We start from the raw sequence: 18,245 nt of genomic DNA, 5'->3' as shown, positions 1-18,245 counted from the left end.
ATGTCAGTTGAACGATTGCCGAAACTCCAAAGGCGACTGGCTGGTTTTTGTTTTAAACAATTTGCTGAACGATTGTAAATGTTCAAAGCCCAATGCATAAGCAATTTCACTAACCGACAAATCAGTGGTTGACAACTTTTCCTTTGCTTTTTCTATCAGTTTATCGTGAATGAATTGCTGCGTACTTTGTCCTGTGAGCACTCCTAATAAGCTACTTAAATATTTGGGAGAAAGATTTAGTTGCTCGGCAATGTAATGAACCGTTGGCAGGCCTCTGCTTATTAAATCATCATTGTTAAAATAGTCGCTAACCAGTTTTTCCAGCCGATCCAGTAAATGGTGATTGGATTTTTCACGGGTAATAAACTGACGGTTGTAAAAACGTTCAGCATAATTCAGCAAAGTTTCAATTTGTGAAATGATGATCTGCTTGCTGAATTTATCAATGTTAGCATGATATTCCTGTTCAATATTTAGCACGATATTATTGATAACCGCTTCTTCTTTTTCAGAAAGAAACAACGCCTCATGAAAGGAATAACTCCAAAAATCATATCGTTTTATAACTTTTGCCAAACTGGTATTCCACAGAAAATCAGGATGGATGTATATCACCCAACCTGATTGTACTAAATCTTCATCCTTATTCTCAATCGCAATGCTAATCACCTGATTAGGTGCCATAAAAGACATGATACCCTCATTGAAATCAAAGGGCTGCTGGCCGTATTTCACTTTGGCATTATGCACCCGTTTTATGGCAATACTATAAAAATCGAACGCGAGGCTCATCGGTTCATCGGCACGTAAATGCCTGACAGTATCAACATTAATAATGCTGATCAGCGGATGCTGCGGTTTGGGCAAATCCCTGAACTGATGAAACTCGCTGATCGTTTTAAAATGCTTCATATCCGGTTACTTTCTTTTCTTATTTCCAATATCAATTTACCGCGCACATGCCAGGTTTCACTTTCACGATGCGCTTCGGCCACTTGCTCCATCGGATAAACTTTACTCACAAAAACCTTTACTTTGCCCTCCTCAATCAACTGCGCCATTTCCTGTAACCACTCTCCCCTAACCTGTACAGCTATCAATTCACCTTTCGCATTTATTTTTTCCAGTGCTTGTGTAACTTCATCATTAAACGGAAAGTCAACATTTACGCTTACCAATATACCGCCTTCCTTCAAAACTTTAACAGATCTGAGCCGCTCATTATTGTCCCGATGTGGTGCCGCGTCAAATACAACGTCAATATCGTGAATCAGATCCTCAAACTTTTGATTTTTATAATCGATAACCTCATCCGCACCAAGTTGCCGGATATAATCAAGATTCTGAATTGAAGCAACTCCAATGACATATGCACCTTTCGCTTTTGCAAACTGAACCGCAAGGCTGCCAACCCCACCGGATGCACCATGGATGAGGATACGCTGACCAGCCTGTAATTTCCCAAATTCAAAAATACCAGTCCAGGCAGTAAGGCCCGCCAAAGGCACACCAGAAGCTTCGTTGAAGCTAATATTTTTAGGTTTTAAAGCAAACTGACTGGCTTTCCCTACACAATATTCGGCATAACTTCCGTCACCCGGAAAGTTGGGAGCTCCGTATACTTCATCTCCTATATTAAGACCAGTCACCTCGCTGCCTGTTTCTTCCACAATGCCGGCGGCATCCCAACCTAATGTCAAAGGCAACCTCAATAACGGCTTTAAAAAATCATTTCCACCTTCTCGGATTACCCAGTCGGCAGGATTTATTCCGCTGGCAAATACTTTTACTAAAACCTCATCTTTTGCAGGAACCGGGCGTTCAGTATCCTCTAATTTCAGTACTTCCGTGCCGCCAAATTCATGAATTCTTATCGCTTTCATAGTAAATTATTTTTCTGTTTTTGTTGATACAAAGGTCATTACTTGCCCAAAAACAGATTTAGTCGAAAGGCGTTTTGTTTTAGCCGGAATGCCGAAAATGAATTAAATCAACTACTTGACTCTTCACAATTTTGTCTTGACCTTACTATTTACTTTTACAACAGTAAAAATGATGAAAGACATGGGTAAAATTGCCAGTGTAGAGAATATGTATAGTTATACCCAGCGGGTTACTGATCCAAACAGTCTTTACGGATTTCAAGGTGGCGAATTACTTCCTTTGTTCGAAAAATATCATATCGCCTTTATTCCTTTCTTTTCACTTCAACGTCTTTGCCAACCGGACAGGACAAAATGAATGAGCTCGCAGAGGCCAAAGGAATCACCGTTGCTCAGCTCAATATTGCATGGCTGCTTCATCAATCCGAATGCATATTGCCAATTCCAGGAACAACATCCATTGAACATTTGTAAGAAAATATTAAAGCAGCTGACATTTTACTTTCAAAAGAGGAGCTGATTTTTTTAGGTTAATGTAATAGTCGTAGTTATTTCTGAGACAACTATTGTCGAATCATCCTTTCATTTTTCAACAACGTATATGTTGTGATAAGCTTTACGCAGGCACTTTGTCAAACGCCGTACAAGTCTATCCAACTAATCCATGCTTTTTTTAGATTTTCAAATAGAAATTTAAAAATTAGACCATCTTAAATCAAACCCCGGATAGCAGTTTTGTACAAAATCATGATGAATCTTCTGTTTTCGTTAATTTGTATACTATCCATTTATTACCTTCGTATTCAAACCTGGCATGCGATTAATGTTAGCTCACCTTGTTTGGACCAAATTCCAGAAAATTTTCTTACAAGTAAAATAAAAATATGGCATCAGGATTTTTTGCGATTTTAGATGATATAGCATTTTTAATGGATGATGTTGCGTTGGCAACAAAAGTGGCAACGCAAAAAACCGCGGGTATCCTGGGTGATGATCTGGCAGTAAATGCGGAGAAAGCAACAGGTTTTTTGTCAGAAAGGGAATTGCCGGTATTATGGGCCATCACCAAAGGATCCCTGATTAACAAACTTATCATTGTCCCCATAGCTTTACTGCTGAATGTATTTTTTCCAGTAGCTATCACCTATATTTTACTTTTAGGAGGAATTTATCTGGCTTACGAAGGCGTTGAAAAAATAATAGAATACTTCTTTCATGCGGCCGAAAAAGGACATGCCGTAATTCCGGATAACACACCGAAAAGTGATGCTTTAAATGCTGATAATGAAAAGGCGAAAATAAAATCTGCGGTAACGACCGACTTTATACTGTCAATAGAGATTGTCATTATTGCCTTGGGCAGTGTTTTGGATGATACTTTAACCATACAGATATTAACGGTTTCCGTGGTTGCTTTTCTGGCAACGGTTGGCGTTTATGGTATCGTTGCGCTTATTGTAAGGACCGATGATGCCGGTTATAAACTGATTAAAAAATCAAAAGACAAAGGTTTCTTTTCAAAATTGGGACACTTGCTTGTCAATGCGCTGCCTGTTATCATCAAGGTTTTAGGTGCTGTTGGTACCGTTGCTTTACTTTTGGTTTCAGGTGGAATTTTTGTACACAACATCCATTACCTTCACGAACTTTTCCCAAAGCTCCCTTCAACAATAAAGGACTTGGCGCTCGGTTTGATTGTGGGCTTGATTGCTTTTTTGATGGTCATAAGTTTCAAAAAAGTACTATCTCTGGTTAAAAAATAATTCCTTCAACACGGTCATCGTTTTTTCTGAGAGTAAATTAGTGGTGTAAGTTTTTGTGATACTACTGTTGGAGGTCCGAAAATAAGGGAATTGCAGAAAAAAGTCAGGGAATAAAAGATCTTTTAGCCTGTTCGGGAGTAAGTGACATTACTGAGAGGCGTTGCCAGTTTCGAAAATTCTTTACTACCAGTAATTCACCTTTTTTTGCCATGCGATTAATAATTTCTTTTGCGCTATTCTTTATTTCTACAATTGTTTCAGGGCAGAATTCCAAAGGATATTTAATAAAAGTTGGCAAGCTTTATGACGTTCAAAAAAAGACTTTCTTAAAAAACCAGCAAATTCTGGTTGTTGATGGAGTTATTGAGCATGTTGGTTCACGACTTAAAAAGCCGACAGGTATAAAAACAATCGATTTAAGTAATTGTACGGTTACGCCAGGCCTTATCGACATGCATACCCATCTGCTATTTCATCAAAAGCAAGATAAGAATGGATTTGAACAAGCATCGAAAATGCCTGCTGACGAGCGGATAAAACGTGGCGTAACTTTTGCCGGGGAACTTTTGAATTCGGGTATAACCACAGCACGTGACTTGGGAAATTCTGGTCAGTTTCTGGATATAGCACTACAAAAACAACTGGCAGAAAAAAAAGATGGCTCGCTAACACTGTTTGGTTCGGGACCTATATTGAGCCCGCCAGGTGGCCAGTTTGGCAAGCTGGCTCCTGCTGATAGTTTTCTGATTACTCAGGAATACAGAGAAATACGTGGAGCTGAGGATGCCCGGGCTGCCGTTCTTGATCATATCAAACATGGCGTAAACGTGATTAAAGTTTGTATAAATACAGACAACAGGGTTTTGGCGCCAGAAGAAATCTCCGCTATCACACAAACTGCTCATGAAAACGGACTGTCGGTCACGGCGCACGCAACATTTGATAAAGCTGCACGGGATGCTGTACTAGCCGGTGTAAATGGGATTGAACATGGCTATAGCCTATCAGATACCACCTTAATTCTGATGAAGCAGCGTGGAACTTATCTGGTACCAACTGACGTATCTCGTGACTTGGCCATGATTTTGGTAGCCGGCGTAGGTATGACTGGCAAAGAAGCAGATGACTACGCGACTGACTTTTTGAAGGGGGTACATGACCGGCTGAGACGTGCAGTCGACCAGGGTGTAACCATTGTTGCAGGATCCGATTTTTATCTTGATCTAAAAGTTGGGCGTGGCAGGGGTGCAGTTGACGTACTGCTTTCCTACTACGAGGCCGGAATTCCTGCAAATGAATTACTTAGATATGCTACTTTCAATGCAGCCAAGGCTCTTGGCATTGCTGACCATACCGGTGAAATAAGAAAAGGAATGCGGGCCGACCTGACATTTTTTAACGGTGATATGGAAAAGGATTTCCCAAAGGCCCTTTTGGATGTAAAAATGGTGATGAAAGGTGGCCATACTGTTTATCAAAAAAATCACAAGTGATACTTTAATCCTTTGGTAAAAAACAGTTTTGACGCAACGTCAGTAGATCGTAAGCCTGTATCTAATGCTATGGAATGAATGGTACACAGTGAATCAGGTATCTTTATTTATTTTTTCCTCTGCCATTTCAATATCCTCGGCATCTGCAACGGGCTCGTCCTGTTCAACGCTTGCACCAAGTTCATATTGCAGAGAAATAAGTATCGGAAAGTGATCCGAAGAAAAATTCTCCAAACGTGCGAGTCTTACTAATTTAAAATCTGTCGAACAAAAAACGTGGTCCAAAGGAAATCGCAGAAAAGGCAGCCTGGCGTGGAAAGTATTATAAAAACCCCTGCCAATACGGGGATCAAGAAGACCACTTATTTTTGTAAACAGGGCTGTTGTATAGGACCAGGCAACGTCATTTAAATCGCCTACGACGATAGTGGATTTATTATTTTTTTTTATCTCTTTTGCTACGGTCAACAGCTCCTTGTCTCTTTCGGTTGAATGACTATTTTCACCTGGTACCGGTGGTGTAGGATGGACACAGTAAAATACTACCTGTGTTTCGGATGGCAGTTTAATTTTGGTTTTGATTGACGGAATCTGATCATCGACAAGAAACCTGATCTGCGGGTCGATCAATTCCAGTTTAGAATATAGCAGCATGCCATAAGTATTTTCCTGAGGAGAAAGGATTTTATAGGGATATTTATCCTGCAATTCTTTTGTCTGTTCATACCAAAAATGATCTGTTTCTAAAAGAAGAATAACATCCGGGTCGTGCTTATAAAGCATTTTTAAACATCCGCCTGTATTTTTATTGTCCTGAAAAACATTGGACGAAATTATTGTTATCTGATTTTCAACATCCCGCGAAGATATATTATGTATTGCTTTCTCTGAAAAAATTGTAAACGGAAAAATCTGATAGATCAGGTACAATATGTTGCCTGTAAGCAGTACCAGAAATGAAAATTCATACGGGGATCTTACAACAAATAGAGAGAGGTAAACTATAATGACCACAAGGTTTAAGAAAAGCTTCTGAAGTCTAGGGTATTCAAAGACTCTAAATATCCAGTAATCGTTTCTTATCAAGGGAATGAGAGAAAAAATGATGAGGAGGATCCCACTAACTTCTAAAATTATTTTTACCGAATTCATATTGAATATTCTTTGGAAATATGGCTGGTTTGAAATTGTTTGTAATAAACCTTTTCCCGAATTGATATCGTTTTCAATTTAAACATAATCATGATGACATGGTTAATTTCCGGCGCACGCTTTTGCGGTAAAAAAAGTTCCAAAAGTTATCATTAACTCGGTTAGCATTCTGACTATAATCGAAATCATCAGAATAGTAATATGGTTAAAAAAGTGGACTATACAAATATCCCAGTCTGCAAATCTAATTAAATGATTGTCTAAACTCCAATGGTGAAACGTTTGTTTTCTTCTTGAATAAGTTTCCAAATGTCTGTGGATATTCAAAACCCAGCTCGTAGGCAATTTCACTCACAGACAAGTTGGTGGTTGATAGTTTCTCTTTTGCTTTCTCGATAACTTTATCTTGTATATGCTCTTGTGTACTTTTTCCTGTCAGCACTTTGAGCAATCCACTTAAATAATTAGGTGACATATTTAATATTTCAGCAATATCGTTTACTGTGGGAAGTCTTTTACCTTGCATAACCTCAGTGTTCAGATACTCATCAAGAATATCTTCTAAACGATTCAGAATTTGATGATTTATCTTTTTTCGGGTAATGAATTGACGATTGTAAAACCGGTCAGAATAAATTAAAAACGTTTCAATTTGTGTTACGATCAGTGGTTCACTGAATCCATCAATGTTACCCTGATATTCCAGTTCAATATTTTGCATTATTCCATTAATGATGTTTTCTTCTTTTTCTGAAAGATGCAAAGCTTCATTTACAGAATAGCTGAAATACTCATACCGTTTGATGGATTTGGCTAATGGTGTATTCCACAAAAAATCGGGATGGATGAGTAACATCCATCCGCTGGATGTAAAGTCATCATCCGCTTCAAACGAAAAAACCTGATTGGGAGCAATGAAAAAAAGAATTCCCTGGTCAAAATCGTATGGCTGCTGCCCATAAAAGTAGCTGATAGCACCTTGAGATTTTCTTTTTAAAGAAATAACATAAAAATCAAATACTACGCTGATTTTTATGTTGCTTTTGACGGGCTTAAAATTGTCCAGATTGATCAGGCTAATCAGTGGGTGGGCAGGTTTAGCGACTCCTAAAATCGAATTATATTCACTGATTGTCTTAATTCTATAGGGTTTTATACCTTCCATGGTGCCTGTTGGTTAATAAATGATTTTCCCTGATAAGCCTGAACCAATGTAAATATTACGAATGAAAAATAGATTATACTTATAATATATACGTCTCTTTTAGAGCTTGCCAGAATTAATGTAAGAAATGGAATGACTTGCAATGCGTGCATACCTAGAAAATGAGCCACTCTTAAATCGCCATAGTTTTTACTCCAGTTTAAAACGGGTATTCCTTGTGTACCGTCTTCGGCACCTATGGTGTGTTTAAAAAGGCTTATCATGGTGAAACCCTGCAACATAAATAAAACCGTGATTATTAAACTTAATCGAATTGCTAAAATCATCTCATCACTGGCATTAAAATGTTTTTGAGTAAAGAACAACGTGATAATAAAAATAGTATGAATCAATATGACCATGAGAGCCAATCCCATTAATGCAAAAATCACTCTGTCAATTGGCGTTTCTGTATTGTAATGCGATTTTCTGCCACGTGCTGCCTGAAGTGTAATAAATATCAACTCAGCGGAAAAACACACCATAAAATTCCGGCAATAAATATTGACCAGCCGTTGATTGTCTAAATAAACCAAATACAGAGCCATGGTAAAAGCAAAAATTCCTATAGAAATAAAAAACTTCAATGGCTTTGTCCAGGCACTCATTCCTATAACCTGAATGGTACTATATCTGCTTAGTATAAAACAAATAAAGCCTCCGATAAAGCAGAGCAGTGTGAAAAGCAATAAAGGCTCATTTTTATCCTTGAAGTATGCGAAAAGATCATTCACGATGAGGGTCATTTTAAGTTTTATACTCTTTATACTACGGTTAATTTTAAAATAATTATTTTTTGTTGTAGTTGATCGAGAATTCTTTGGCAAATTCTTTCAGTTTTACTTTTCCCAAAGTTGGAACGTTTTTATAATAATCCTCAAAAATCAAACCGTTGTGCATACTTGCATTCATTTCGGTAATGTCTTTGGCAAGGCTAAAAGGAACACCATATTGCTGTAAAGCACTGAGCATTTGTTTGTCGCTAATTGTTTCCCATTTCAAATAGGGTTTTCCAATGGCATTTCCCAAAATACCTGCAATTTCGCGGCAAGTTAAATCTTCGCTTGCGACATAGCGCACTTTTCTATTTTTGACTGGATTAGTAATTTCTTCTGCAACGGCAGCAGCAATATCAACTGGGGAAACCCAGGGCATTTTGTCGCCGGCACCATAGTTTGACATGATAAGTCCTCTTTTACCTTGTATAAAACCCACTAAACCATAGTACTTAATTGTCAATATTTTCCCAATAAAACTGTCGAGAAAGCCTTCGCCTTTAATGGTTTCTATGAAGTCGAATAAATTATAGTAAAAGCCAACCGGCCGCATATGTGTGATGGCAACATCCGAAGGTAGTGCCCTGAATACTTTTTCGGCAATAAAATGAAATGCAAGAAGCCCATTGCCTTTTTCTAAATGCGCCCCGATACTGCTCAAATGAACCACACGTTTGACGCCTGCCTGCCTTATAGCTTGAGTGTAATTTGTGGCAAGTCGAAAAGCCTCAGCTCTTGCGTCAAGATTTGGGTCTTCTCTGAATTTGAATGGAGGTAACATACAGTATACAACATCTGCACCTGCAAAAGTTTGCGTCAAAAAGGCTACATCTTCAATTGAACCAATGGCTGCTTCTGCTCCCAATGCTTCAATTTCCTTTTGTTTTGCAGGATTACTACTGATAACACTAACAGTATGCCCATTTTGTACTAATTCTGTTGCAAGTGGCTTGCTGACGTTCCCTAATGAACCGGTGATAATTATTTTCATTTTTTCCGTTTTTATTTACTGCAAAAGTCAGCAACAAATAATAAACAGGTTTAACCAAATCTACTTTTATCTTATGAAAATATAAGGTTTGCAGATTTGTGTATTTAGCTTTATTATGAAAATAAAACATAAATGACCAAAGCTTCATATTAGTCGTTCTCGATTTCTTTGTTTAAAAGTCAGCCAATGTTTCGTTGGAAATTCTGTATGCTACCCGTTTTTATTTTCATTTAGCGTGTTTAGTTATTATTGTGTCTGTCAGTTGTCAGTCAATGTTATAGACTAACGATTTCAATATACAAAATCCAACACATCAAAACTGCTACCATCAACACTTTTTCCCCGCTATAACCACAGGAAAAACGAAAACAGGGCGAAAGAAAAAGCTTAACCCCAATGCCCGCTCTACCATGAAAAGCAATCCCGAACCGTTCAGATTCATAAAGAAAATCTCCGGATAAATTCATTACACTGTACTAATTTGCTTCAATTAAACGAATTCCTGAATTCCAGCGGTGTGAAATTTGTTTTAGTCTTAAAAAGTTTACTAAATGACTGCGGATATTCAAAGCCTAGTTGATAGGCGATTTCACTGACGCTCAGGTCTGTGGTTATTAAAACCTCTTTTGCCCTTTCAATCAGCCGGTTATGAATGTGATGCTGTGTGTTCCGCCCGGTGAGGCTTCTCAGCATATCACTTAAATAGGCCGATGAAACATGGAGTTGGCTTGCCAGTTTTTCAACCGTTGGTAATGGTAAATCCGCATTTCCGGAGAAATAGCTGTTCAGCAAATGATCAAAGTTGGTGAGTAAGTCACTGGATGCCATTTTTCTGGTAATAAACTGACGGCTGTAAAACCGGTTGCAATAACTCAAAAGCAGATCCAGATTCGATACAATAACATCTTGGCTGAAATGATCCAACCTTGCATTTATTTCTTTTTGAATGTTTTGGACAATGGCCTCAATTGTCTTTTCTTCATCGTCTGAAAGGTGCAATGCCTCGTTAATTGCATAGGAGAAAAATCCATAATTTTTAATGGCCTGTCCCAATGGATATGCTCTGATCAAATCTGGATGAAACAATAAAGACCAGCCATCCTTATTTCTGTCATCATCCCCATCAATGGAAATGAGCTGGTTAGGGGCAATAAAGGACATGGTGCCGTCATCGAAGTCATAATGATTTTTGCCATACCTTAATTCATCTTTAAAACTTCTTTTTATCGAAATGTTATAAAAATCCAAAAGCATTTTTTGGTCGGCCGGTTGACTGGCATTTTTTGTGAGCGCATGGTCGATGATGGTAATCAAGGGATTCAGAGGGCTTGGCAAACCCGCAAAAGAATGCAGTTCTTTTACCGAAGTTATCTTTTTGATATTGGGCGTTATCGGTTTCATATCCAAAGGTAAGCAGACAGTAAATTTATACTGTCTGCAAGGCCGTTATAAAAGTTAAGCATTTAAAAAATCAATTCCTGCGCCTCTGTCCATGGTCATCACTTCCAAAACGTTTGCCGGGTATTCAACCGGCAGCTTACTTGCTTCCTGTAATTGCAATAATTCCTCCGCAGTAAATGTAACGTCAACCGCTTTCAAATTATCATGAAGCTGATGTAATTTTGTGGCACCGATAATAACACTGCTCACAACGGGCTGATGTAATAACCAGGCCAGTGCCAGCTGCGAAATGGAAATCTGTTTTTGTTCGGCCATGGGCGCAAGCACATCCAAAACATCATAAGCTCTTTCCTCGTGAAAAGGGGGAAATGGAAAACTGCTAAGCCTGCCCGCTTCTTTTTGCCCGCCTCTTTTATATTTTCCCGTGAGTAAGCCACCGCTCAAAGGGCTCCAGATCATCATACCCACTTTTTGGTCCAGCAGTAACGGTACAATTTCCCGTTCTGCATCTCTGACATCCAGGGAATAATTCGCTTGCAGGGAAGCAAACCTGTCCAAATGATTGTATTGCGAATAAGCAAGGCCCTTCATCAACTGCCAGGCAGCCATGTTACTTGCACCGAAATACCTGATTTTCCCACTTCGTACCAAATCGTCCAGAGTCCGGATGGTTTCTTCAATCGGGGTTAACGGATCCGCGGTATGAATCTGATAGAGATCAATATAATCGGTCCCGAGCCTTTCCAAACTACCTTCAACTTGCTGGATGATATGTTTTTTAGAGAGACCTCTGTCATTTTCACCCTTTCCCATTGACCCTCTCACCTTGGTCGCCAACACCAGGTCGTCCCTGTTTATAGAAAGATTTTTGATGGCCTTGCCGATCATGACTTCTGAAAGTCCTTCGGAATAAATGTTTGCCGTGTCAATAAAATTGACACCTGCCTCGGTCACTGTTCTGATTTGTTCGTCGACTTCGTCTTGGTCAAGATTGCCCATATAGCCAAAAAACCCTTTTCCGCCATAATTCATTGTCCCCAGACAAAGGGTAGAAACTTTCAAACCTGTATTTCCCAGTATCTTGTACTTCATCTTATTGGTTTATTTATTAATGTAACACAAAGGTGATGCGTTAATAAATGCTGCCTGTGTGCAAAATGAAGTTATTTGTGTTCTAAATGAGGACTGAGCTATTTGTCGCTTCCGCGTTTACACTGTTTCATTTTTCGTTTCAAATCAAATACTTTTATTTGCACCAATACCCAATGCTTTTTCAAACCAATTGATGATAAACTATTGCAAATTCATTGACAAAATCAGTCAGTTTCACTTTTCCCAAAAAGGGTTTGTTACGGTAAAAATCCTCATATAAAGTACCATTTCCCTGTGCGGCCTGCATCTCCACCAAACCGTTTGCTATCTGCGGATTCATCCCGGCGTATAACATACCATTTAGCAATTCTTCATCAGGAATGGCCAGCCATTTTAAGTCAGGATTTCCAATCGCTTCGCCTAAAACTTTTACAATTTCGTTTGGTGAAACTTCATCGCTGGCTATGTAGCGAACCATTCTGCCTTCAAAAGGCATTTCCATCTCTTCGGTAATGACCGCAGCAATATCCATGGGTGACACCCATGGCTCTTTCGTGTCGCCTCCATAGTTTGTGATGATGGCACCTTTTGTTCTTATGGATTGTAATGACCTGAACAAATTGGTAAAAAAACCCGTAGGACGCATAAATTTTATAGAAACGTCATCCGGCAATTGATTCATAGAATTTTCTGCATTGAAATGCATCAGCAAACTGCCATTTCCTTTGTCTGTATGCGCTCCAACGCTACTAAGATGTACAATTTTTTTTACTCCCGACGTCTCAATAGCCAGTTTGTAATTTTCGGTGATCCGGGCTATATCCGCCAGCATATCAACATTTGGATCAAAGAAACTTCGATGATCAAGAGTTACCATCGTATAAACTATATCGGCACCTTTGAAAGTTGCTGATAAAAATTCAGTGTCTTGCATTGTGCCTATGGCTGCTTCTGCACCAAGCGATTCAATGTCTTTGATTCTGTCGGTATTACTGCTGATAACGGTGACAATATGCCCCTTATGCACCAACGCTTGTGTGAGTAATTTTCCAATATTCCCTAAAGAACCTGTAAGTACGATATTCATATTGCTATTTTTAAATTTGAAATACAAATGTCGTCAGGTGAATACTGGCGCATGTAGGCTAATTGAGGAATCTTGTAGTCTAAACAAGAAAGCGGTTAAAATTTCAGGGTGAGAATGTTTTCGGAATTTTCAGGTTGTGGCGAAATTACCAGTAAAATCGTAGTTTCCGAGCGATTCCATTTAGAGAAATGCAGAATAAAATTCCAATGGTCAATTCAACATCGTATAAGCCGACCGTTTTGCAAACCTTGTTGGCGGTAGAACTTTTTAGTTGAAATTGTGTCTGTACTCCAAAGGTGTCAAATCAGTTTTAATTTTAAATAATTTACTAAACGACTGCGGATGTTCAAAGCCTAATTTAAAAGCGATTTCTGAAACCGAAAGTAAAGTTGCACTCAATAAATCTTTGGAAACTTCAATTACTTTATTTTGAATGTACTGTTGTGTGTTTTGCCCGGTGAGTGAACGCAACATATCGCTTAAATAGCGTTGGGATAAATTTAATTCCGTGCTGATATATTGTACAGAAGGCAAACCATACTTTAAACCATCCTCTTTTTTAAAGTATTCTTCTAACAATTTATCCAACGAAACTATGATTTCGTGGCTGATCATCTTTCGGGTAATAAACTGACGATTATAGAAACGATTGCTGTAATTTAATAATAATTCCATTTGTGATACCAAAACGTCCTGACTGAATTGGTCGATATTATTTCCCAATTCATGTGCTATTGTACTGAACAAATTACCAATAATATTTTTTTCTGTTGCCGACAAAAAAAGAGCTTCGGAAACGGAATACGAAAAAAAACCAAATTGGTTTATAGAATTACCCAAGGGATAATTTCTTATAAAGTCGGGGTGAAAATATAATACATAACCCTCATAGCTATCTGCATTTTGGGAAGCAACAACAATTTGTTTTGGTTTCAAAAAAGCCAATCCACCTTCTTCAAAATCATAATACCCTTGTCCGTATTTTAGCTGTCCGCTGAATTTATTTTTGAATGAGATTTTATAAAAATCAAGGCTGATTTTCATTCCCTTTTCGATAGCATTCATCGAAACGGTGTTGTAATCTACCAGGGTGACCAAAGGATGCGAAGGCGCCGGAAGCCCCAGATAACGCAGTAACTGCGAAATATTATCGAAATGATATATGTTTTGTTTAATATCCACGCTCCCATTTTAATATACCTAAATTAATCAATTTTGTGCTGCGGGACGAATAACCAAATCCCCAATTTCCACCTCTTTAGGTTGGCTAATAGCATAAATAACAGCACTGGCAATGGCTTCCGGACTTATCGCCAATGCGTCCATATTTTTCAGGATGGCTGTTTTAATTTCCTGATTTTTCATCTCATCGGCTAAACCTGTTTTTACAAATCCAGGTGAAATTCCGGTAATTCTTATCTTTCCATCCGACTCCTGGCGAAACGCTTCTGTGATTGTGCGAACTGCATTTTTAGTCGCCGAATAAACTCCTTGCATCGGAACAATTTTTATTCCTGACGTGGAAATGATATTAATAATATGACCTGATTGCTGTTGTTTGAAAACAGGAATTGCAGCCGCCATTCCATATAGAACAGCTTTAAAGTTAATATCGATCATTTCTTCCCAACCGTCTACATCCAGATCATCGATCCGGCTCAGTTGGCTTATGCCTGCATTATTTATGATCACGTCTAACTTTCCGTATTGTTCAATGGATACGCTAACCAAACGAACCAGATCAGACTTCTTTTTGACGTCTGTTATTGTAAAAACAGCGTCGCCGCCATCATTCCTGATTTCTTCAACAATCTTGGACAGCTGGTCCTTTCTTCGTGCACCTAATACGACTTTAACGCCATTTTTAGCTAATGCTTTGGCAATCGCTTTTCCAATTCCACTACTTGCTCCTGTGATAGCAACTACTTTTCCTTTAATCAGATCTTGCATACTTTTTTATTTAATGATAATGCAAAATTCCTGTTTTTCTGGTTTGGAAAAGTAGTGAGGTTGGTAAATTTTGTAGCCGAATTTTTACGGGTTGTCGATCTACCGTGACTACTACTTCCGTTATACATAAAATCAATTATCAGCCAAAACACCCAAATCCACTACATTTACCATCAATCAAACGACCGCTTAATATGATAAAATCAACAAGCTATTTTCAAAATTCGTCGTCAGATTTACAATAGGGAGCAACGCTACTATTTCCGGCAATACTTCCCGTCAATTAAATGAATTCCTGAATTCCAGCGGTGTCAAGTTCGTTTTGGTCTTAAAAAGTTTGCTAAAAGACTGTGGATGTTCAAAGCCCAGTGCGTAGGCAATTTCACTGACGGATAAGTCCCTGGCCGATAATTTTTCCTTTGCCGTTTCAATGAGTTTATTATGAATGTGATGCTGCGCATTCTGCCCGGTCAGCGAACGGAGCATATCGCTCAGATAACTGGGCGATACATTCAGGCGTTCCGAAAGGTATTGAACCGTCGGAATTCCCTGCATCAATGATTTTTCGTGGTTGAAATAATTATCCAGAATTTCTTCCAGTTTTTGTAGCAAGTCGCTGTTTATTGCTTTCCGCGTGATGAATTGCCGCTTGTAGAAACGATTGGAATAATTCAAAAGCAACTCAATCTGGGAAATCATCACATCCTGGCTGAAATCATCGATTCTGCTTTTTAATTCATCCCCAATGATTTTAAAAATTGACATAATGGTTTCTTTTTCCTGATCCGACAAATGCAAAGCCTCGTTGGTCGCATACGAAAAGAAGCCAAATTGTTTGATTTTAACAGCCAAAGGATAGGTCAGAAAAAAATCCGGATGGATCAGCAGGGCAAAACCTGAACTATCACCTTTTCTGGGTGTTTCAAAAACCTGATTAGGGGCCGTAAATATAAGACCACCTTCACCGAAGTCGTAATAACTTTGTCCGTATTTTGCTTTGCCGCAAAGATTAGTTTTGTATACAATCTTGTAAAAGTTCGGCGTAAAAGTATTGCCAACTTCCTCCGCTGCGTTATTGACCGTCTCGATTTCGATCAGACTCACCAGTGGGTGCATTGGCTTTGGTAAGCCAAGCACCCGATGAAAATCAGACAAGGAATTGAATTTTTGCGGAATATGTTCATCTTTTTTCATCTTACGAATATAATTAAAAACAGTCCGTTTTTACCAGGGAATTATGCCTGTGGCAGGATTAATTTCTTCACTAAAAAACTTACCCGTTGGGCCGTTGGCGTCAATAACCGCATATTTTACGATACGAGCGCCGGCCTCTTCAACCGTACCCGTTCCCCTGTGATTGTTGAAATCCGTGGAAGTAAAACCCGGATCAACTGCATTCACTTTAAATGCCGTGTCGCGCAACTCGTAAGCCAGATTAATGGTATACATATTCAATGCCGCCTTTGACGGATGATAGGTAGCGCCTTTATGGTTATAGTATTTCGAAGTCGGGTCGCTGTGCATGGTGAGCGAAGCCTGGCTCGAAGAAACATTTACAATACGAGGCTCATCCGCCTTTTTCAAAAGATCAATAAATGCCTGGGTAACCCTTACAACGCCGAAAACATTTACGTTATATACCTCGTTCATCACCTCCACGTTCGCTGTTAAAGCAGTTTGCGGCATTCCGCCGTTGATGCCTGCATTGTTGATCAAGACATCCAAAACGTCGGTCTTCGTACCAATTTCCGCTCTGGCGGCTTTTACAGATTCACTATCGCTTACATTGATTTCTACGACTTCCACCTCGGTCAAACCCTCCGCTTTAAGCTTTTCTACGGCTTCCTGCCCATTTTCTAAATTCCGGGTACCGAGATATACATGATATCCTTTTTGCAACAATTGTCTGGCGATTTCAAAACCAATGCTTTTGTTGGCTCCTGTAATGAATGCATTTTTCATTTTAACTTATTTTTTTAAAATTCCTTGTCATCATTGACAATACAAATGTCAGCAGATGCCCATGGCAGTAAGTAGCCTAATTGAGGAATTTCAAAGCCAGAACGAGAAAGCAAGGATAGGCGCAGCAAGTTTCAGCCTGCCAACTTCCATTTCATTAAAAATGATTAAAGCGCAAAAACGAGGACAGTATTTCTTGCACTATGCGGATAGGACATAAATTTTTTTTCTCTTTACTACATAGTCCATACCGTTTGTCAATCAAATTTTGTAAGCGTCTGAAAGATAAAAGCTTGCCTTTCAAATCTATATCAAGTTCTATTGTGTAAGAAAGTCTAACTGCATCATATTTTCAATAGGCTGATTGTCAGCCAAAATCGCTACCACTTAAAACATAAAATGTGTAACTGCTATCATCATCCAACATTAGACTTGTTCAGGTTCCCTTGTTAAACGTAAGTTTTTCAATGATTTGAATACGGAGCCACAGGTTTGTTTACAACAAATTTTCCATTAAAAAAGGTAGTATTAAATTGCTCTGGTTTCTTTTGTATCTGTATCATTTTTGTCTTTTTTAGAAAGTTCGTTCTCAATTGCCTTACTTGGAATGATCCAAATAATAGAAGAAGTGGCAAAAAGTGCCAAAGAAATTTTGGTATCTACATAAGCCGCTGGAATGGCCAATAACGCTGCTGCGCCTGATATTAAAACTTTGAAATTTTGTTTCTTAATAATGGCTGGCAAGTCGGATTTTGTACCTTTTAGACTGATAACGATCTGATTTTGGAGTAAGCTGTAAGACAAACCGCAAATGACCAATAAAATAGCATAAAGGATCAATGTGAATTTATTGAAATGTGTTTCTCCCATCCATTTTGTACCAAAAGGAATTAAAGACAACCAAAACAGCAAATTCAAATTCGACCACATGATATTAGAAGAAATTTTTTTTAAAGAATTTAGTAAATGATGGTGGTTGTTCCAATATACACCCACCAATGCAAAACTTAATACATAGCTGGTTAAGGTTGGTAACAGATGCATTAATCCATCCCAATCGGATTGCCCGGGTACTTTTATGTCTAAAACCATGATGGTAATAATGATAGCAAGTACACCATCGCTAAAAGCTTCTAATCTGCTTTTATTCATTGTTTTCTTTTTGAAATTGTTTCCTAAATATCGTATCCGGGACCTCTGGTTATGCAAATGTCATTGCCGGATTGTCAGCCCAAAGAATTACAGAATTTTGAAGTACAAATTGAGCGTACACTTTTGTGCTTTATCTGAAACTTATAGCTGAAACTATCGCAGCTAAAATAATTAAGATAATTGATACTTTTTCCTCATTTTTATTTTTTATAGTTTATTAGACAATATCACGAATGATTTATTATTGGCTTTCTGAATTTATTTCTAAGGTTGTGCAATCCAACAGCCAACATCATGATTAAGTGTCTGGCTTTGGAACACTTTAACCGTACCTTATTTCTG

At 38.5% G+C, this 18,245-nt stretch carries 18 protein-coding genes; 4 read left to right on the top strand and 14 right to left on the bottom strand.

What is annotated here, in order from left to right; all coding sequences use genetic code 11:
- Nucleotides 1-3 precede the first annotated feature (3 nt).
- Both FZF08_RS29570 and FZF08_RS29565 read right to left on the bottom strand, forming a co-directional pair.
- Entirely contained in the window at nucleotides 4-912 is a 909-nt protein-coding gene (locus tag FZF08_RS29570; RefSeq protein WP_159477808.1) for an AraC family transcriptional regulator, read from the bottom strand.
- Complete coding sequence (locus tag FZF08_RS29565; RefSeq protein ID WP_159477805.1) at nucleotides 909-1,883, bottom strand: NADP-dependent oxidoreductase; 975 nt, start codon at nucleotides 1,881-1,883, stop codon at nucleotides 909-911. Before FZF08_RS29565 ends, FZF08_RS29570 begins: the two co-directional genes overlap by 4 nt.
- A gap of 136 nt (nucleotides 1,884-2,019) precedes the next feature.
- Between FZF08_RS29565 and FZF08_RS29560 the strand changes: the two genes are divergently transcribed.
- The 4 genes from FZF08_RS29560 (at nucleotide 2,020) to FZF08_RS29545 (ending at nucleotide 5,139) form a co-directional block, all read left to right on the top strand.
- Entirely contained in the window at nucleotides 2,020-2,241 is a 222-nt protein-coding gene (locus FZF08_RS29560) for a hypothetical protein (RefSeq protein WP_159477802.1), read from the top strand.
- Complete coding sequence (locus FZF08_RS29555) at nucleotides 2,238-2,357, top strand: aldo/keto reductase (protein ID WP_159477799.1); 120 nt, start codon at nucleotides 2,238-2,240, stop codon at nucleotides 2,355-2,357. The genes FZF08_RS29560 and FZF08_RS29555 overlap by 4 nt, the downstream gene beginning before the upstream one ends.
- Nucleotides 2,358-2,767: 410 nt before the next feature.
- Entirely contained in the window at nucleotides 2,768-3,646 is an 879-nt protein-coding gene (locus FZF08_RS29550) for a DUF808 domain-containing protein (RefSeq protein ID WP_159477797.1), read from the top strand.
- A gap of 209 nt (nucleotides 3,647-3,855) precedes the next feature.
- Nucleotides 3,856-5,139: an amidohydrolase family protein gene (locus FZF08_RS29545; RefSeq protein WP_159477794.1), complete on the top strand. Its 1,284-nt coding sequence runs from the start codon at nucleotides 3,856-3,858 to the stop codon at nucleotides 5,137-5,139.
- Nucleotides 5,140-5,232: 93 nt separating this feature from the next.
- On the opposite strand, the gene FZF08_RS29540 is transcribed toward FZF08_RS29545, so the two are convergent.
- The 12 genes from FZF08_RS29540 to FZF08_RS29485 form a co-directional block, all read right to left on the bottom strand.
- Nucleotides 5,233-6,291: an endonuclease/exonuclease/phosphatase family protein gene (locus FZF08_RS29540; RefSeq protein WP_159477791.1), complete on the bottom strand. Its 1,059-nt coding sequence runs from the start codon at nucleotides 6,289-6,291 to the stop codon at nucleotides 5,233-5,235.
- A gap of 244 nt (nucleotides 6,292-6,535) precedes the next feature.
- Nucleotides 6,536-7,456, bottom strand: a complete 921-nt coding sequence (locus tag FZF08_RS29535) for an AraC family transcriptional regulator (RefSeq protein WP_159477788.1) — start codon at nucleotides 7,454-7,456, stop codon at nucleotides 6,536-6,538.
- Nucleotides 7,444-8,241: a hypothetical protein gene (locus tag FZF08_RS29530; protein WP_159477785.1), complete on the bottom strand. Its 798-nt coding sequence runs from the start codon at nucleotides 8,239-8,241 to the stop codon at nucleotides 7,444-7,446. The genes FZF08_RS29535 and FZF08_RS29530 overlap by 13 nt, the downstream gene beginning before the upstream one ends.
- 43 nt (nucleotides 8,242-8,284) lie before the next feature.
- Nucleotides 8,285-9,262 carry an NAD(P)H-binding protein gene (locus FZF08_RS29525; protein ID WP_159477782.1) on the bottom strand — a complete coding sequence of 326 codons (978 nt, stop codon included), beginning with the start codon at nucleotides 9,260-9,262 and terminating at the stop codon, nucleotides 8,285-8,287.
- Nucleotides 9,263-9,748: 486 nt separating this feature from the next.
- Nucleotides 9,749-10,663 carry an AraC family transcriptional regulator gene (locus tag FZF08_RS29520; RefSeq protein ID WP_159477779.1) on the bottom strand — a complete coding sequence of 305 codons (915 nt, stop codon included), beginning with the start codon at nucleotides 10,661-10,663 and terminating at the stop codon, nucleotides 9,749-9,751.
- Nucleotides 10,664-10,717: 54 nt separating this feature from the next.
- Nucleotides 10,718-11,755 (bottom strand): aldo/keto reductase, encoded by a 1,038-nt coding sequence (locus FZF08_RS29515; RefSeq protein WP_159477776.1) that lies wholly within the window; start codon nucleotides 11,753-11,755, stop codon nucleotides 10,718-10,720.
- A gap of 181 nt (nucleotides 11,756-11,936) precedes the next feature.
- Nucleotides 11,937-12,842, bottom strand: a complete 906-nt coding sequence (locus FZF08_RS29510; RefSeq protein WP_159477773.1) for an NAD(P)H-binding protein — start codon at nucleotides 12,840-12,842, stop codon at nucleotides 11,937-11,939.
- Nucleotides 12,843-13,109: 267 nt separating this feature from the next.
- Entirely contained in the window at nucleotides 13,110-14,024 is a 915-nt protein-coding gene (locus FZF08_RS29505) for an AraC family transcriptional regulator (RefSeq protein ID WP_159477770.1), read from the bottom strand.
- Between the two features lie 27 nt (nucleotides 14,025-14,051).
- Entirely contained in the window at nucleotides 14,052-14,792 is a 741-nt protein-coding gene (locus FZF08_RS29500; protein WP_159477767.1) for an SDR family oxidoreductase, read from the bottom strand.
- Nucleotides 14,793-15,071: 279 nt separating this feature from the next.
- Nucleotides 15,072-15,986: an AraC family transcriptional regulator gene (locus FZF08_RS29495; RefSeq protein WP_159477764.1), complete on the bottom strand. Its 915-nt coding sequence runs from the start codon at nucleotides 15,984-15,986 to the stop codon at nucleotides 15,072-15,074.
- 30 nt (nucleotides 15,987-16,016) lie between these two features.
- Nucleotides 16,017-16,754 (bottom strand): SDR family oxidoreductase, encoded by a 738-nt coding sequence (locus FZF08_RS29490; RefSeq protein WP_159477761.1) that lies wholly within the window; start codon nucleotides 16,752-16,754, stop codon nucleotides 16,017-16,019.
- 525 nt (nucleotides 16,755-17,279) lie between these two features.
- Complete coding sequence (locus FZF08_RS29485) at nucleotides 17,280-17,903, bottom strand: TMEM175 family protein (RefSeq protein ID WP_159477756.1); 624 nt, start codon at nucleotides 17,901-17,903, stop codon at nucleotides 17,280-17,282.
- Between the last annotated feature and the right edge of the window lie 342 nt (nucleotides 17,904-18,245).

It is taken from the genome of Dyadobacter sp. 3J3, from assembly GCF_009801115.1.
Lineage (GTDB): Bacteria > Bacteroidota > Bacteroidia > Cytophagales > Spirosomataceae > Dyadobacter.
Note: the sequence above shows the minus strand (reverse complement) of the source record. Positions and strands in the feature narration are given on the sequence as shown.

What these genes read in the sequence shown, in the direction of transcription:
- FZF08_RS29570 (WP_159477808.1), bottom strand. Translation starts at nt 912, where the DNA reads ATGAAGCATTTTAAAACGATCAGCGAGTTTCATCAGTTCAGGGATTTG.
- FZF08_RS29565 (WP_159477805.1), bottom strand. Translation starts at nt 1,883, where the DNA reads ATGAAAGCGATAAGAATTCATGAATTTGGCGGCACGGAAGTACTGAAA.
- FZF08_RS29555 (WP_159477799.1), top strand. Translation starts at nt 2,238, where the DNA reads ATGAATGAGCTCGCAGAGGCCAAAGGAATCACCGTTGCTCAGCTCAAT.
- FZF08_RS29550 (WP_159477797.1), top strand. Translation starts at nt 2,768, where the DNA reads ATGGCATCAGGATTTTTTGCGATTTTAGATGATATAGCATTTTTAATG.
- FZF08_RS29545 (WP_159477794.1), top strand. Translation starts at nt 3,856, where the DNA reads ATGCGATTAATAATTTCTTTTGCGCTATTCTTTATTTCTACAATTGTT.
- FZF08_RS29540 (WP_159477791.1), bottom strand. Translation starts at nt 6,291, where the DNA reads ATGAATTCGGTAAAAATAATTTTAGAAGTTAGTGGGATCCTCCTCATC.
- FZF08_RS29535 (WP_159477788.1), bottom strand. Translation starts at nt 7,456, where the DNA reads ATGGAAGGTATAAAACCCTATAGAATTAAGACAATCAGTGAATATAAT.
- FZF08_RS29530 (WP_159477785.1), bottom strand. Translation starts at nt 8,241, where the DNA reads ATGACCCTCATCGTGAATGATCTTTTCGCATACTTCAAGGATAAAAAT.
- FZF08_RS29525 (WP_159477782.1), bottom strand. Translation starts at nt 9,262, where the DNA reads ATGAAAATAATTATCACCGGTTCATTAGGGAACGTCAGCAAGCCACTT.
- FZF08_RS29520 (WP_159477779.1), bottom strand. Translation starts at nt 10,663, where the DNA reads ATGAAACCGATAACGCCCAATATCAAAAAGATAACTTCGGTAAAAGAA.
- FZF08_RS29515 (WP_159477776.1), bottom strand. Translation starts at nt 11,755, where the DNA reads ATGAAGTACAAGATACTGGGAAATACAGGTTTGAAAGTTTCTACCCTT.
- FZF08_RS29510 (WP_159477773.1), bottom strand. Translation starts at nt 12,842, where the DNA reads ATGAATATCGTACTTACAGGTTCTTTAGGGAATATTGGAAAATTACTC.
- FZF08_RS29500 (WP_159477767.1), bottom strand. Translation starts at nt 14,792, where the DNA reads ATGCAAGATCTGATTAAAGGAAAAGTAGTTGCTATCACAGGAGCAAGT.
- FZF08_RS29495 (WP_159477764.1), bottom strand. Translation starts at nt 15,986, where the DNA reads ATGAAAAAAGATGAACATATTCCGCAAAAATTCAATTCCTTGTCTGAT.
- FZF08_RS29490 (WP_159477761.1), bottom strand. Translation starts at nt 16,754, where the DNA reads ATGAAAAATGCATTCATTACAGGAGCCAACAAAAGCATTGGTTTTGAA.
- FZF08_RS29485 (WP_159477756.1), bottom strand. Translation starts at nt 17,903, where the DNA reads ATGAATAAAAGCAGATTAGAAGCTTTTAGCGATGGTGTACTTGCTATC.